Annotated in this window: 14 protein-coding genes and 2 pseudogenes; 6 read left to right on the top strand and 10 right to left on the bottom strand. The window is 64.7% G+C overall.

Annotated elements, in window-relative coordinates:
- Nucleotides 1–198: 198 nt before the first annotated feature.
- Complete coding sequence (locus GGD66_RS01440; protein WP_183256697.1) at nucleotides 199–846, top strand: hypothetical protein; 648 nt, start codon at nucleotides 199–201, stop codon at nucleotides 844–846.
- A 3-nt stretch (nucleotides 847–849) separates the two neighbouring features.
- On the opposite strand, the gene GGD66_RS01435 is transcribed toward GGD66_RS01440, so the two are convergent.
- Entirely contained in the window at nucleotides 850–1,209 is a 360-nt protein-coding gene (locus tag GGD66_RS01435; RefSeq protein ID WP_018317620.1) for an ArsC family reductase, read from the bottom strand.
- Between the two features lie 104 nt (nucleotides 1,210–1,313).
- On the opposite strand from GGD66_RS01435, the gene GGD66_RS01430 reads away from it, so the two are divergent.
- From GGD66_RS01430 to GGD66_RS01420, 3 genes and pseudogenes are all read left to right on the top strand, one after another.
- Complete coding sequence (locus GGD66_RS01430; RefSeq protein WP_183237186.1) at nucleotides 1,314–1,685, top strand: tRNA-binding protein; 372 nt, start codon at nucleotides 1,314–1,316, stop codon at nucleotides 1,683–1,685.
- A 214-nt stretch (nucleotides 1,686–1,899) separates the two neighbouring features.
- Nucleotides 1,900–2,532, top strand: a complete 633-nt coding sequence (locus GGD66_RS01425) for a TetR/AcrR family transcriptional regulator (RefSeq protein WP_183256696.1) — start codon at nucleotides 1,900–1,902, stop codon at nucleotides 2,530–2,532.
- Nucleotides 2,533–2,535: 3 nt separating this feature from the next.
- Nucleotides 2,536–3,317 (top strand): annotated as a pseudogene (locus tag GGD66_RS01420) (sulfite exporter TauE/SafE family protein).
- 2 nt (nucleotides 3,318–3,319) lie between these two features.
- Here the strand turns inward: GGD66_RS01420 and GGD66_RS01415 are convergent.
- The 3 genes from GGD66_RS01415 to GGD66_RS01405 form a co-directional block, all read right to left on the bottom strand.
- Nucleotides 3,320–4,024: a glutathione S-transferase family protein gene (locus tag GGD66_RS01415; protein ID WP_018317625.1), complete on the bottom strand. Its 705-nt coding sequence runs from the start codon at nucleotides 4,022–4,024 to the stop codon at nucleotides 3,320–3,322.
- 125 nt (nucleotides 4,025–4,149) lie between these two features.
- Nucleotides 4,150–4,296: a hypothetical protein gene (locus GGD66_RS01410; protein ID WP_183256695.1), complete on the bottom strand. Its 147-nt coding sequence runs from the start codon at nucleotides 4,294–4,296 to the stop codon at nucleotides 4,150–4,152.
- A gap of 369 nt (nucleotides 4,297–4,665) precedes the next feature.
- On the bottom strand, nucleotides 4,666–5,331 hold the full coding sequence (locus GGD66_RS01405; RefSeq protein ID WP_183256694.1) for a DUF429 domain-containing protein: 666 nt from the start codon (nucleotides 5,329–5,331) through the stop codon (nucleotides 4,666–4,668).
- A 1,172-nt stretch (nucleotides 5,332–6,503) separates the two neighbouring features.
- Between GGD66_RS01405 and GGD66_RS01400 the strand changes: the two genes are divergently transcribed.
- Nucleotides 6,504–7,829 carry a TROVE domain-containing protein gene (locus tag GGD66_RS01400; RefSeq protein ID WP_183256693.1) on the top strand — a complete coding sequence of 442 codons (1,326 nt, stop codon included), beginning with the start codon at nucleotides 6,504–6,506 and terminating at the stop codon, nucleotides 7,827–7,829.
- Between the two features lie 116 nt (nucleotides 7,830–7,945).
- Nucleotides 7,946–9,286 (top strand): RtcB family protein, encoded by a 1,341-nt coding sequence (locus GGD66_RS01395; protein ID WP_183256692.1) that lies wholly within the window; start codon nucleotides 7,946–7,948, stop codon nucleotides 9,284–9,286.
- A 73-nt stretch (nucleotides 9,287–9,359) separates the two neighbouring features.
- Here GGD66_RS01395 and GGD66_RS01390 read toward each other — a convergent pair whose 3' ends face one another.
- From GGD66_RS01390 to GGD66_RS01365, 6 genes and pseudogenes are all read right to left on the bottom strand, one after another.
- A complete protein-coding gene (locus tag GGD66_RS01390) occupies nucleotides 9,360–9,881 on the bottom strand; it encodes an RNA polymerase sigma factor (RefSeq protein WP_092252748.1) in 522 nt (173 codons plus the stop codon).
- The gene (locus GGD66_RS01385; RefSeq protein ID WP_183256691.1) at nucleotides 9,878–10,087 is read right to left on the bottom strand and encodes a DUF2892 domain-containing protein; all 210 of its coding nucleotides are present in this window, start codon (nucleotides 10,085–10,087) and stop codon (nucleotides 9,878–9,880) included. The genes GGD66_RS01390 and GGD66_RS01385 overlap by 4 nt, the downstream gene beginning before the upstream one ends.
- Nucleotides 10,088–10,183: 96 nt before the next feature.
- Nucleotides 10,184–11,370, bottom strand: a pseudogene (locus GGD66_RS01380) (serine hydrolase domain-containing protein).
- 66 nt (nucleotides 11,371–11,436) lie between these two features.
- Complete coding sequence (locus GGD66_RS01375) at nucleotides 11,437–12,129, bottom strand: GNAT family N-acetyltransferase (RefSeq protein ID WP_183256690.1); 693 nt, start codon at nucleotides 12,127–12,129, stop codon at nucleotides 11,437–11,439.
- 4 nt (nucleotides 12,130–12,133) lie between these two features.
- A complete protein-coding gene (locus tag GGD66_RS01370; protein ID WP_092253069.1) occupies nucleotides 12,134–12,481 on the bottom strand; it encodes a Lin0512 family protein in 348 nt (115 codons plus the stop codon).
- Between the two features lie 48 nt (nucleotides 12,482–12,529).
- Nucleotides 12,530–14,332: a chloride channel protein gene (locus GGD66_RS01365; protein WP_183256689.1), complete on the bottom strand. Its 1,803-nt coding sequence runs from the start codon at nucleotides 14,330–14,332 to the stop codon at nucleotides 12,530–12,532.
- Nucleotides 14,333–14,337 lie beyond the last annotated feature (5 nt).

Below are 14,337 nucleotides of genomic sequence, written 5' to 3'. Positions count from 1 at the left end.
AGATCAGGTCTCCGGCTGGGATACAAATGCTCCCTTAGTCGGAGATGTTTTGATGTCGTGCCTGCCCGGCCTCCCGGTTCGCAAGGCACCGGTCATCAAGCCGTCGTTAACGGTCTTTCGTCCGGCACGCCAGCCTTCATAGAAAATTTTCCCGCACGCCGCATCATGTGCGGGTTTTGACGTTCCGGGATTATCGTTTTGGATTTCGCAAGCGCCGCTCCGTCCGTCGTCAAGTCGATCAGGCAGCGTGATCTCCTGAACACGTGGCTGCGACTTTACGCGAGCCAGCAGATCGCGCCGGCGGTTTGGGAATATCAGCCTGCGCGGCTCGAGGAAGAGCTGTCCGATCTCATCTATTATACGGTGGACGCTTCGACGCCGGCGCCACGCCTCACCATCCAGAGCGAAGGCACGCGCATCTCCCGTGCTTATGGGCATACCGGCAAGGGTGTTCTGCTCGACGATTATCTCGGGCCGCGGCTCGCCCCCTTCGTGATGCCGGTTTACTATGAATGCGTGGCACGCGGGCTGCCCGTCTACAGCGTTGCCTATGTCGACGACATCTACGGACGCATCGTCGCGTATGAACGGCTGCTGCTGCCTTTCCAGACCGGCGGCCAAGTCTGCCACGTCATCGCCTCGGTCAAGACCTTCTGCGAGGACGGCGGCTTCGAGATCAAGAATCTGATGCGCGGAAATGACGCGCTGCCGCGCCCGAAACTGCGTGCCGTGATCGATCGCGATCTCTTCCATCGCGCGCCTGGCCGCATCGCGACGGCCGACGTGGTCGAATTCGCGGACCAGCCGGCTCCCGGCGTCACCAACGAGATCATCGAGCTGAACTAATCTCTAACGCGTCTTGGCGCCGACTTCCTTGGCATAGATGTCCGGCTTGAAGCCGACCAGCAGCTTGCCGCCGATTTCCAGCACCGGCCGCTTGATCATCGATGGTTGCGCTAGCATCAGCGCCAGCGCCTTCGTCTCACTCAAGCCTTCCTTGTCGGAATCGGGCAGCTTCTTGAAGGTCGTGCCGGCGCGATTGAGCAGCGTCTCCCAGCCGACCTTGTCGCTCCACTGCTTGAGCTTGTCCTTCTCGACGCCCGCCGCCTTGTAGTCGTGGAATTCATACGCGACGCCATGGGTATCGAGCCAGGCGCGCGCCTTCTTCATGGTGTCGCAGTTCTTGATGCCGTAGATGGTGTTGGGCAAGATGTTCCTCGCGCATGCCGTATCGTGATGTTCGCGGCGTTGTACGAAACTCCGCTTCGCGCGACAATATTGCGAACGAAGCCAACTCTCCGAACGGACACTTTATGCACGTCACTCACGATCCCGCAGCCACCGCCACGCCGACCATCGACTTCAACAGCTTCCTCGCGGTCGATATCCGTGTCGGGACCATCGTCGAGGCAAAACCGTTTCCGGAAGCGCGCAAGCCGGCCTTTCGACTGTGGATCGACTTTGGCCCGGTGATCGGCGTGCGCAAGAGCTCGGCCCAGATCACCGAAAACCATCCGCTCGAGACTTTGGTGGGACAACAGGTCGCGGCCGTCGTCAATTTCCCGCCGCGCCAGATCGGACCCGTCATCTCGGAGGTGCTGACGCTCGGCTTCCCCGATGCCGACGGCAAGGTCGTGCTGGTGCAGCCGAGCAGGCCAGTGCCGAACGGCGGACGGCTGTTCTAGCCGCGCGCGATCGAGTGCAGCGTCGCTTCTGTCGACGCATTCGCAACGGACTTCATCTCCTCCTTCCCGGCCCGAGACCGGCCAGACTTGACCAAAATCCTCTTCTACAATAAAAATGACTGACTGATCGTTTTTTATCATCATCGGCTTGTTCTCGGCCCAATATGGATCGAGGATAAAACGATCGACCTGTCAGTTATTTAAGGACGGCGAGATGCCCAAGATCAGCGACAAGCAGCGCGAAAGTCGACGGCAGCAAATTCTCGAAGCTGCCCTCGCCTGCTTCTCTGAAGACGGTTTTCACCAGACCGGCATGGCCGACATCGTGAAACGGTCCGGACTGAGCCACGGCGCGGTCTATCTCTACTTCCAGAGCAAGGACGATCTGATCGAGGCGCTCGCCGACGACCGGCATCGCCGCGAAGCCGTGCTCAATTCGGTCGCGCAAGGATCCGGCGATCCGATCGAAGGGCTTCACGCGCTGATCCGCGTTTACGCGCAATGGCTGACCGACCCCGCCGGGGAAGCGCGCCGCCGTGTCGGCATCCACGGCTGGGCCGAAGCCCTGCGCAACCGCCGCGTCCGCACCAGCGCCGTCGAGGGCATCGACATGCCGCGCGCTCTGATCGTCGCGTTGGTCGAGCGCGGCCAGCATGACGGCCTCCTCAGGCGCGACCTCGGTGCGGAAGCGATCGCACGCGTGCTGATCGCGATCTTCCAGGGATTTGTGCTGCAAAAATGCTGGGGCGACGCATTCGACGTCGAGGCCTGCATGGCGGCCGTGGCCGGGGTGATCGACGGCTTTCGCACGACCAGGCCCGACATCAAGCGGCGAAGCAGGACGTAAGCGATGTCAGGGATCCACGACCTGCTTGCTGGCGCCGGCGTCGGCCTGATCAGCGGCCTGGCATCAGGCTTCACGGGGACGAGCCCGGGGGGCGGGCTCGTGATCTTCAGCGTGCTGCTGCTCGGCGCGGAACAGCACGTCGCACAAGGGACGTCACTGATCACACAGGTCCGCCGACGGGCCTTGCCGGCGCGCGCCGCTATTGGCAGAGCGGCAATCGCAGCCCCTTGCCGTGGATTATCTGGATCGGCATCGGATTTCTCGTCGGCGGCGCTGGTGGCGGCTACGCCGCGGCGGCGGTTTCCGACCAGGTCTTGCAATGGACTTATGTCGTCTATCTCGTCGCGCTGATCGTCCTGCTGATCCTGCGTCGCGATCGCAAGGACGGCGGCCGTGAGCCCGGCGACCAGGACCAACTGCCCCGGTTACCGCTGCTGCTCATCGGCCTGCTTGCCGGATTTTCCTCCGGCTTCATGGGCATCGGCGGCGGCCTTGCGATCACCGTCGGCCTTGCTGCAGGCCTGCGCGTGCCGCAGCATCAGGCGCAGCTTGTCAGCCTCGTCTTCTCGATCCTCCCGACCAACCTTCCGGCGGCCTGGATCTACTGGAGCAAGGGCCTGCTGGTCGGCTGGCCGGCCATCACAGGCATTCTGGCCGGCCTCTGGATCGGCACCGATCTCGGCGCACGCCTGGCCAATGGCGTCAGCAAATCGGTACTGCGCCGGGTCATGATCGCCTTCGTCTCCCTGATGGCGCTCTACATGACCCACAAGGCGCTAACCTGATCTTACGGCCGCGGCGGAATGTTCAGCCCGCGCTGCACCGCCGGACGCGCGAGGCCGCGTTCGAGCCAGGCACCGACCGATTTGAACTGGGTGAATTCGACGAGATCGCCGGCACCGTAGAAGCCGATGAGATTGCGCACCCAGCCGAGCATCGAGATGTCGGCGATGGTGTAGTCGTCATCCATGAACCATTGCCGCCCCGAAAGATGCGTCTCCATCACGCCGAGCAGGCGCTTGGCCTCGGCGACGTAGCGGTCACGGGGCCGCTTGTCCTCAAAATCCTTGCCGGCGAATTTATGGAAGAAGCCAACCTGGCCGAACATCGGTCCGATGCCGCCCATCTGGAAGTGCACCCACTGGATGGTCTGGTAGCGGCGCGCGGCATCCTCGGGCAGCAGCTTGCCTGTCTTCTCGGCGAGGTATTGCAGGATCGCCCCGGACTCGAACAGCGGCAGCGGCCTGCCGCCCGGACCATTGGGATCGAGGATCGCCGGGATCTTGCCGTTCGGATTGAGCGAGAGGAATTCAGCCGTCTTCTGATCGTCCTTGCCGAAATCGACGAGATGGACCTCGTAGGGAAGTCCGATCTCCTCCAGCATGATCGAGACCTTGACGCCGTTCGGCGTCGGCAGCGAATAGAGCTGAAGCAGTTCGGGATGCTTGGCCGGCCAGCGTTTGGTGATGGGAAAGGCGGACAGATCAGACATCGGCACTCCGGCAGCGTTGGTGAGATGCCGCCTAATCTAGGCGAGCAAGCGAACGGCGCAAGGCCAGCCGATTATCTGGAAGATCAGGGGAAGGCGTGGATTAGCAATTGACGCCCTTGAAGCGACTAGAGCGGCAGCGTCGCGATCTTGACGACCGGCGTCATGGCTTCATGCTGCAGTCGATACTGGATGAACCATTGACCCGTGATCAGCAGCGCAGCCGTGAAGGCAATCGCGAGGGTCGCGGTCGCCCATTGGCAGACATCGTACATGGTATTTGTCCCTCAACTCCTGTGGCTTAAACGCCCGCTGACATGCCGTGTTCCAACTTGGCAGGAAGATTTTGCCGGTTTTTCCCGTTGTCGCAGACGAGACGTTGCGTTGTTTCGAGGGACCATCGAGCAACTTGCGCGTTGTGACGGGATGAACATTGAGAAGCGCGCCCTGCTCGATCACGCTCAGCGCTGTCGCCGCGTCGCGGACGATCTCGCCCATCGCGAAGCCGCACGAAGGCTGCGAGCAATGGCCGATGTGTACGAAGCGCGAGCAGCAAGGCTGGACGATGAGGGTGGCTCCTTGAAGCCGAGCCATTGTGGTCGTGGTCACCTTGCCGGTACAAGCGATCGGCAGAGTTGATCCGGTCAGTAGTTGATCTCCATCCGCAATCCGCGTGGATCGATCTCCTCGCCGCCGACACGCTGCGTGCTGTCGCGCGCCGCCACCGCGCAGGCACAGGCGTCGATGAGATCGTCGCGGCCGATGCCGGTGCCGTGGCGAAGCGTCAGCCATCTTTCGACCTTGGTGAAACCCCGAGCTATCAGCAACGCGACGCGCTGCTCGCGGCCTTGCGCCGACGTCTTCGGTTCAAGCCGCACTCGCCCTGCGAGATTCCAGAACACCAATTCCGGATGCGCTTCGCCGATCGTCGCCTGCCGCGCCGGAGTCATGATCTCATCGACGTCCCTGATCTTGTCCCTGATATTCCAGAGCTGCGCCGACACGCCCCTGCCGTTGCCTTCATGCTTCCAGTAGTGACGATTGGCCGCCGCCATATCGGGAAATGTCCAGAGATCGCGGCGCGCACCGAGAAACACGGCGGGGCCAATCAGCTCGCGCGCACGCAGGTCGCACAGGCGACAGCCGGCCGGATTCAATCCGATCGGCATGTCGATCATCGCGCGCGCATGCGGCAACGCAAGCAAACGTGTCAGGCCCGGCGAATAGTCGAAGCCATGATTGCCGCGCTCGTCGATCCAGGCCGCGACCCAGCCGAAACGAAATCCGTCGAGGCCGAGATAGTTTGGCACGTCATCCGTCCATCATTTTCATTTTTCCACGCGCGCGTCGCTTGACATCCGCAAGTTGCGGGCGTATGTCCCGCGCCCTCGCAGAACACTTCCGTTTGCGACAAGCACACCATGAACCGAGCGATGTCACACCGCTACGAAAGAATTGCCCGCATGCCGAATAGCTCAAAGCTATTCGACGTCGCATGCCCGGCTCATGGGAGCGATCTTGCCTGACCGCAAGATCGACAGTCCGCTTCTCACGGACCCTCCCGAGCCTGCCGCTCCGGAGGGTTTTTTATTGCTCGCCGCGCGGCCCAACCGAACATCCCGGCAATCGCCGGAACGAGAGACCCGGATCTCGGGGCTCGCGCTAGAGAGGCGCGTGCCCAAGCGCGCGGGGCCTGCCGGAGGGAACGAGGCGATGAGCCGGACACCGATGGCAGAGCGAACCCTGATGGTTCGCAACATGCGGCGCGTCGACAGCGCCGCGATAGAATTTTTGTAGTTCGGTTTGCCGCTGTCGTCGCGGCTCAACCGACGCTGGTGGTGAAGATCTCGGATACTTCTCCACACGGCAAAGCGGGTATGCCTCCCGCCTTTGACACACGCACCGGGATGCGGCCTCGGAAAAGGTTCGCACGCGGCCCGGCGCAGGATCCGTTCGCAAGGAGGGTCCTGTGTTGTCGTCACTGAAAGCCGAGATCGCCCGTTCCCCAGCGTACCCATCAACGGCCGACGCGAGAGCGTCGGCCTGGCGGTGGTGAAGATGTCTGTTACTTCGGACCGCGCAGGTTCGACTCCTGCAAGAGCAAGGGGCGGATCGCCCGCAAGGGCAGCAACAGCATCGCTCGTTCCCCGCCAAACCATCACGGTCCGTGGTGAAGATTTCTGTTACTTCGCCTATCACGCGAGAGGTCGCGGGTTCGAATCCCGCCCGGTGTACGATGCACCGGTAGCTCAGTGGCCAGAGCGCTTTCCGGCGGGCTTTCGCTCGCTGGGTCACAGAATCGCCTGTTCCCGGATCGTGTCCCTTCGTCGCCACCGCCGGTGGTGAAGAGCGCTGTTACTTCGCGGTCGGAGGTTCGAACCCTCCCGGACATCAGTCCGTATCTCAGTTGGTAGAGCACGTTCAGCCCGCTTGTTCCCCGGCACCCGCTTCCATTCCATCATCAACCCAAGAGGAGGCCGTCATGGTCAGGCTCAACAAGATCGTTCGCGCCTTCACGCGTCAGGGCGCCCGTGCCGTGCGCTTCACGCCCGAGATGGAGCTGAAGCGCGCGCTGATGAACTGCCTCCTGTGGGAGGACCAGTTCTACGAGGACGGCGTCGCGATCGCCGATCGCATCAGGGCCCTGGTGCCGAAGGTTGCTTCGGCGCGCGTGGCACAGCTTGCAATCGAGGCGCGCGAGGTGATGAAGCTGCGGCACGCGCCGCTGCTCGTCATCCGGGAGATGGCGCGGAGCGAGAAGCACCGCGCCCTCGTGGCCGACACACTTCACCGGGTGATCCAGCGTCCCGACGAGATGACGGAGCTGCTTGCGATCTACTGGGCGGATGCGCTCGGCCCTCAGCAGCAGCGCAAGCGTCAGCCGGTCTCGGCGCAGGTCAAGAAGGGCCTTGCCCGCGCGCTGACCAAGTTCGACGCGTACCAGCTCGCCAAGTGGGACCGCGACGGCGCGGTGCGGATCAGGGACGTGCTATTCCTGGTGCACGCCAAGCCGAAGGACGCCGACCAGGCCAAGGTGTGGAAGCAGCTCGTCGATGGCGAGCTCGCCTCCCCCGACACCTGGGAGGTTTCGCTCTCGGCCGGCAAGAACAAGCGCGAGACCTTCGAGCGGTTGATCGCCGAGCGCAAGCTCGGCGGGCTGGCGCTCATGCGCAATCTGCGGCTGATGCAGAACGCGCAGGTCCCGCGCGAGACCATCGCAGGCGCGATCGACGCGATGCGGACGGATCGTATCCTTCCCTATCGCTTCATCACGGCGGCGCGCTATGCGCCGGACTTCGAGCCCGAGCTCGAGGCTGCGATGCTCAAGTCGGTCAAGGATCATGTGCGGCTCCCGGGCCGCACCCGGCTCCTGATCGACGTGTCGGGCTCGATGTTCGCGACGCTCTCCGCGCAGTCGGAAATGACGCGCGCGGAGGCGGCGTGTGGCCTGGCCATCCTCGCCCGCGAGATCTGCGACGAGGTCGAGATCTTCACCTTCTCCGACAGGGTGGTGAAGGCCCCTCCCCGCCGCGGCTTCGCGCTTCGAGATGCGATCATCAACTCGCAGCCGCATAGCGGAACCTGGCTCGGCAAGGCGGTGGCGGAGATCGACCGCAAGGGCGATCGCCTCATCGTCTTCACCGACGAGCAGAGCCACGACCAGGTGCCCGAGCCCAGGGCGCGCGGCACCATCGTGAACGTGGCCTCGTATCAGCACGGTGTCGGTCACGGCGCCTGGACCCGCGTCAACGGCTTCTCTGAGGCCGTGGTCGCGTGGATCGCGGCGTCGGAAACGGCGTTGAACTGATGCGCAACGACAACGGCCCCGGACGCAGGGTACTGCGCCCGGGGTTTTCAAAATCTCTGAAATGATCCGTCCGCCCGGCTATGGTGCGTGCGGAATGCAAAGCAGGACACACGACCATGCGACGATCCGATCCCTACATGGAACGCGCCCGCGAGCTCTGCCTCGCCGCCGGCATCGATCCCGACTCGCGCGTCGGCGAAGGACGCGGCCAGCCCGCCTGGTGCCTGTACAAGGACGCCGCGCGCAAGGAGCATCTTGCCCGCGAGGCCAATGCGACCGCGAACTCGATCGCCGAGTTCCGGATGCAGGACGCCCGCTTCCAGAATGCGCCGCTGAAGATTTTCGGCCCGCACGAGGAAGCGACGATCGCGCAGATGCGCAACTGCATGGCGGTCGGCAACGTCGTATCCGGCGTCATCTGCGCCGACGGCCATCTCGGCTACGCCCAGCCGGTCGGCGGGGTCATCGCCTATGAGAAGCAGATCAGCATCTCCGGCGTCGGCTTCGACATCGGCTGCGGCAACATGGCCGCCCGGCTCGACACGCGCTTCGACGACATTGCAGGCCTCGTCCCCACGATCATCCGCGACGTCGCTACGGTGATCTCGTTCGGAGTGGGCCGCGCCAATGCCGAGCGGGCCGAGCACGACCTGTTCGACGACGCAGATGCCTGGCGCGAAAGCGACATGGAGGCCTACCGTCAGAAGGCGGTGAGTCAGCTCGGCACGGTCGGATCGGGCAACCACTATGTCGACCTCATGCGCGACGAGGAAGGCTTTGTCTGGATCGGCGTCCACTTCGGAAGCCGCGGTCTCGGGCACACCTCCGCGACGCGCTACCTCAAGGCCGCCAGGGGCAAGGACGGTATGAACGTCCCGCCCGCGGTCGTCGACGAGGATTCCGAGCTCGGCCGCCGCTACATCGCGGCGATGCAGCTCGCCGGGCGTTATGCCTATGCGGGCCGCGAGTGGGTCGTCGAGCGCGTCCGCCAGATCATCGGCGGCAGCGTCACCGAGAGCGTGCACAACCACCACAACTATGCCTGGCGTGAGACCCACGACGGCAAGGATCTGTGGGTGGTGCGCAAGGGCGCGACGCCGGTGTTTCCCGGCCAGAAGGGATTCGTCGGCGGCTCGATGGGCGACGACGCCGTCATTCTCGAAGGCGTCGACAGTCCGGAAGCCAAGGCTTCGCTCTATTCGACCGTGCACGGCGCCGGCCGCCTGTTCGGACGCAAGGAGGCGAAGCGGCGCTTCTCGCGCGCGGAAATGGACCATTGGCTCAACGAGCGCGGCGTCACCTTGATCGGTGCCGACCTCGACGAGAGCCCGATGGCCTATCGCCGCCTGCCGGACGTGCTGGCGCAACACGCCGGCACCGTGCGCGTGCTGCACACTCTGCGGCCATTCGCCGTCGCCATGGCCGGCGAAGGCGAATTCGATCCGTGGAAGGACTGACACAAGCAGCGGGCGGGAGGCACCACCTCCCGCCCGCATCATTCGATTCTCCTCCTCCGGTATTCACTATGTCTCATCTCGTCAGATACTCGCGCATCAAGGCGCGGGCGCGGTGCAGTCGCGCCTTCACGGTCTGCCGGGACGCGCCGAGCGCGGTGGAGATTTCGTCGATGGTCATTTCCTTGACGTCGCGCATCAGGGCGACATCGCGGTAGTGCGGCGGCAGCGCCTCGAACGCCGCGGCCACATCGAGCCGCAGATCGGCTTCGGGGCGAGCCAGCAGCAGCGCTTCGGCCTCGCCGTCGTCGATGGCGGCGACGACACCGGCCCGACGCGCCAGCCGCAGGCATTCGCGGCGAACGACGCTGAACAGCCAGGCCGAAAACGCCAGCAGCGAGCGGATCGTGCCGACATGGCGGAACAGGATCCACAGCGCCTCCTGCGTCGCATCCTCGGCATCCGCCGAGCTACGACAGGTGGCGCGCGCGTAGCGGCGGATATCCGGCTGCGCCGTCTCGAGCAGCGAGGCGATCGCGTGGGGATCGCCGAGCCGCGCGGCTTCGAACAGGTTTGGCGAGATCGCAGCCGCACTCACGAGACGCTCCCTCGCCCGATCCCCGCCATCGCGCACATCGGGCAATAGCCGACGAAGCCGGTCAGCGCGAAGCCGGCGCCGCCCAGCGCGACCAGCCAGGCCGTCGTACCCGCCAGATAGACCAATGCCGCGACCATCACCGCGACGCCCAAGGCGATCCGCACTGCCTGATGCAGGCCGCCGATGTTCTTCCTGTAAAACGCCATCTCATCCTCCGAGTTAGGCCGAGGCAAAATGCCTCGACCACTAAGAGGACGCCCCGGCCGAAAAGGATTCGCGGGCGCGTGCAATTTTTTCGCGGGTCAGCCTCCGGCGGCCTGATAGGCTAGGCGTTTGAACTCGAAGAAGTATGGATTCCAGAAGCCCATGTAACGCTGGGCCATCAGGACCCCCGCGGTATTGGCCTCAGGGCAGATCCACCAATGGGTGCCGGCGAGCCCGCCCCACTGGAATTCCCCGGTCGAGTTCGGCGGATCGAACGGCGTCGGCGCGAAGGTGACGGCGCCGCCGAGGCCAAAGCCCTTGCCGGGGATCGGACCGAGATTGGCGAAGCGGATGGTCTGCCCTGCCGGGAGCTGGTTCGTCATCATCTGCCGCAGCGTCTCCGGCTTCAGCAGTGCATCCGAACCGGGCAGCAGCGCGCGGACCAGTGCGCGAGCATGTCGGGCAAGGTCGAGACCAGACCACCACCGCCCGAGAGCCGCGGGAACGGCCGCCGATAGGCTTGCGGAAACGGCAGATTGTCAGCCCGCGTGAGGCCGGGCTTCATCGGATCGAGCACATCAGCGCCATTGTAGAGCGCAACCAGCCTGCCCTGCTGCGCTTCCGGAACGAGGAAGCCGGTGTCGGTCATGCCGAGCGGATCGAAGATGCGCGCCTTGAGGAAGGTATCGAGCGTCTGGCCGGAGACGACCTCCACGACACGGCCGAGCACGTCGGTGGCAACCGAATATTCCCAGGACGTCCCCGGGTGATAGGACAGCGGCAGGCTGGCGAGCTGGTCGATCATGTCGGCGAGCGGCGTCAGCGGATTGAGCACGCGCGCCTCATTGTAGGCTTTGAACAGCACCGTGCCGGGATCGAAGATGCCATAGCTGAGGCCGGAGGTGTGGGTCAGGAGTTGGCGGATCGTGATCGGGTTCTTCGCCGGCTCGACATCGGCAAGGCTCGAAGCGTCCGGCTTCAGCACCTTGCGGTCAGCGAGCTGCGGCAGGAATTTCTCGATCGGCTCGTCGAGCCCGATGCGGCCCTCCTCGACCAGCAGCATGATCGCGCAAGTGACGAAGATCTTGGTGTTGGAGAACGCGCGGAAGATATGGTCGGGACGAAGCGCGGTCTTGGCTTCGCGGTCGGCAAAGCCGACGCATTGCTGGTCGACCACCTCGCCCCCGCGCAGCACGGCCCAGGATGCGCCCGGAATGATCTCCTGATCGACGTAGCGCTGCATCGCCGTCCGTGCGGCGGAAAATTCCGTAACCTTGGCGTCCATGAGTCTCCCCCAATTGTGGTTCGGACGGATATAGCGCGCTTTCGCGGGAAATGAAGGCCGCAGCGCCTATTGCTGCTTCATGAACGCGGTGACGTGCAAGCAGCGCCGGATGCGCATGCCCTGCCGCTGGTACAGCGCGATCGCCGAGACGTTGCTGGAAAACACGTGCAGGAACGGAATTTCCCCGCGCGCCTCGATCCCGCGGGCGACGGCCGCAAGCAGCGCCTGCGCATAGCCGCGGCCGCGATAGTCGGGATGCACGCACACGGCCGTCATCTCCACGAACTTACCCGGCTTCATGCGCTCGCCCGTCATCGCGACCAATTGGTCCCCGGCGCGGATGCCGAGGAACGTGCCGAGCTCATGGGTCCGCCGCGCGAACGGACCGGGCTTCGTCAGCTCCGTCAGCGCCATCATCGCGGGGACATCATGGGCCCCCAGCGTGACGATCTCGACATCGCGGAGCGGACTGGCCGCGGGCGAGCCGATCATCTGCTCGCAAGGCCCGGCGATCACGACCTTGAAACCGGCGGGTACGTCGACCGGATCCGGTGTGAATAATGCGGCGACCTGCGAGCCCGACAGGAGATCACCGAGCGCGGCAAAGCTTGCCGCGGACATGTCGGCCATGTCGGCGAACGGCGTCATGTCGACGGGATAGCGCAGCGCCCGCGGGCCGCCTTCGGCCAGATGCTTGTGGCTGGTCGTCAGCGCGCTCCAGATCGGACGATCCAGCAGCGCCTCATCGCTGTCGGACACCGGCCTAGTCCTTGTCGAAGCTGACGATGACGGCAGCATTGGCGATCAGGATGGGATCGTTGGCCACTTCGGTTGCCGAGGGAATCTCCAGCCCGCCCTTGACGGCGGTGACGGTCACGGTGCCGTAAGGAAGCTCCTTGGCCACAGCCTCCTTGTCGACGGCTTCCGGATTGGGCACCGCGATCGTGACATCGACGAACATGTCGTTCGCAGTCTTGCCGATCATCCGGAAGAAGCCAAGGCTCGAATGCCTGATGGCATCCGCCACCGCGCGCCTGGCCGCCTTGGTGGCGTCCCTGCCGTGGACATCGACGCCCATACCCATCTCGGTGACGCAGCGAACACGAGTCATGTTCATTCCCATCAGTGCTGGAGTTCTAGAGGCCCGACCTTCCGCGATCTACGCCTCCGGCACAAGCGCCTTTTCGCGCAGGAAATATGCGTTGCGGTCCTCCTCCTGCGCGTTCACGACCGCGCGAATTCGCAACAAATCCTTGCGCGCAACCAGGCCCACCACGCGATGAGTGCTGCGTTCGACCACCGGCAGGCGCCCGAGATCGGAGGCGACCATGAGGTCGGCGACACGCCCCAGCACGTCGTCGGGATATGCCATCACGGCCGATGAGTCCGAGACCACGTCGTCGAGCGTTGCCGCCTGGTGATCGCCCTCGGTGCGCCAGCGCAGCACATCGGCGCGCGTGACCATGCCGGTCAGCCGTCCATCGGCAGTGACGACGGGATAGGATTTGTGACGGCGCTGGTCCGAGGTGAAGAACGCGACCGCTTCGTCGATGGGCATTCCGACCGGCAGCGTGTCGACATCAGTGACCATGACATCGGCGGCGCGTAGCAACTCGAACGGATCGATCGCGTATTCGCGCGTGATATGCTGGCCGCGGCGCGCGATCTTCTCGGTCAGGATCGAGCGCTTCAGCAGCAGCACAGTGACGGCATGCGCTGCGCCGGTCGCCGCCAGCAGCGGCAGCAACATGTCGATATTGCCGGTCAGCTCGATGGCGAACATTACGCCTGTCAGCGGCGAGCGCATCGTGCCGCCCATCATCGCGGCCATGCCGACCAACGCCCAGAATGACGCGCCACCGGGCAGCGCCAGCCCCTCCATCCAGCCAGCCGTGCCGCCGAGGATCAGCAGCGGCGCCAGCACGCCGCCCGATGTGCCTGAGCCGAGCGCAATCACCCAGATCGCGGATTTCACCAGCAGCAGCCGGATCGCCTCATCGCGCGCCATGTGGCCGGACAAGAGATCGGCGATGACGTCGTAGCCGACGCCAAGCGCGCGCGGATCGACGAGACCGCCGAGGCCGACGATCACGCCGCCAAGCATCGGCCACCACATCCAGTGCACCGGCAGACGGTCGAACAGGTCTTCGATCGCGTAGAGCAGCCGCGTCATCAGCCCGGATTGCAGGCCGGCGACGATGCCAACGCCGATCGCTGCCGCCAGCCCCCACCACGGCAGATCCGGCCGCTCGGCAAACGGAAACAGCGGCCCCGTCCCGAACAGCAACGGCCGCCACGCCGCCGAGACCAACGCCCCCGTCACCACGGGCAGGAAGCTGCGCGGTTTCCATTCAAACAGCAGCAGTTCGACCGCGAGCAGGACGGCCGCGATCGGCGTGCCGAAGATCGCCGTCATGCCGGCCGCAGCACCCGCGACCAGCAGCGTCTTGCGCTCGGCGGCGGTGAGATGAAAGCACTGGGCGAAGATCGACCCGATCGCGCCGCCGGTCATGATGATCGGCCCCTCGGCGCCGAACGGACCGCCGCTCCCGATCGACACCGCCGAGGACAGCGGCTTCAGGACCGCGACCTTCGGCTGCATGCGGCTTCCGCCGATCAGGATCGCCTCGATCGCCTCGGGGATACCGTGTCCCCGGATCTTCTCCGAGCCGAAGCGCGCCATCAGCCCGATCACGAGACCACCGAGCGCCGGCGCCAGCACCATCCAGATCCCGGGACGAGCATTCGCCAGCGAAACGTTCTCGTTGCTGAAATGACCGAACCAGACCAGATTGGTGACGAGCGCGATGAGCTTCAGCAGCACCCATGCGGCGCCCGCCCCGAGGCTGCCGACCAGCAGGGCCATGCCGATCAGGATCAATACGCGGCGGTCGGCGGTGAAGTCTCCGGGCTTGCCGCGAGGACGCGGGAGGCCGCCGGTGATGTCCAGGGTCTGGCGCATGGATA

The sequence above is a fragment of the Bradyrhizobium sp. CIR48 genome (assembly GCF_014198315.1).
Lineage (GTDB): Bacteria > Pseudomonadota > Alphaproteobacteria > Rhizobiales > Xanthobacteraceae > Bradyrhizobium.
This window is presented reverse-complemented; position numbering and strand designations above follow the sequence as displayed.

Excerpts from the sequence above, each read along its gene's own strand:
- GGD66_RS01415 (WP_018317625.1), bottom strand. The coding sequence starts at position 4,024 with ATGTCTGATCTGTCCGCCTTTCCCATCACCAAACGCTGGCCGGCCAAG.
- GGD66_RS01410 (WP_183256695.1), bottom strand. The coding sequence starts at position 4,296 with ATGTACGATGTCTGCCAATGGGCGACCGCGACCCTCGCGATTGCCTTC.
- GGD66_RS01430 (WP_183237186.1), top strand. The coding sequence starts at position 1,314 with ATGCACGTCACTCACGATCCCGCAGCCACCGCCACGCCGACCATCGAC.
- GGD66_RS01395 (WP_183256692.1), top strand. The coding sequence starts at position 7,946 with ATGCGACGATCCGATCCCTACATGGAACGCGCCCGCGAGCTCTGCCTC.
- GGD66_RS01425 (WP_183256696.1), top strand. The coding sequence starts at position 1,900 with ATGCCCAAGATCAGCGACAAGCAGCGCGAAAGTCGACGGCAGCAAATT.
- GGD66_RS01385 (WP_183256691.1), bottom strand. The coding sequence starts at position 10,087 with ATGGCGTTTTACAGGAAGAACATCGGCGGCCTGCATCAGGCAGTGCGG.
- GGD66_RS01365 (WP_183256689.1), bottom strand. The coding sequence starts at position 14,332 with ATGCGCCAGACCCTGGACATCACCGGCGGCCTCCCGCGTCCTCGCGGC.
- GGD66_RS01400 (WP_183256693.1), top strand. The coding sequence starts at position 6,504 with ATGGTCAGGCTCAACAAGATCGTTCGCGCCTTCACGCGTCAGGGCGCC.
- GGD66_RS01370 (WP_092253069.1), bottom strand. The coding sequence starts at position 12,481 with ATGACTCGTGTTCGCTGCGTCACCGAGATGGGTATGGGCGTCGATGTC.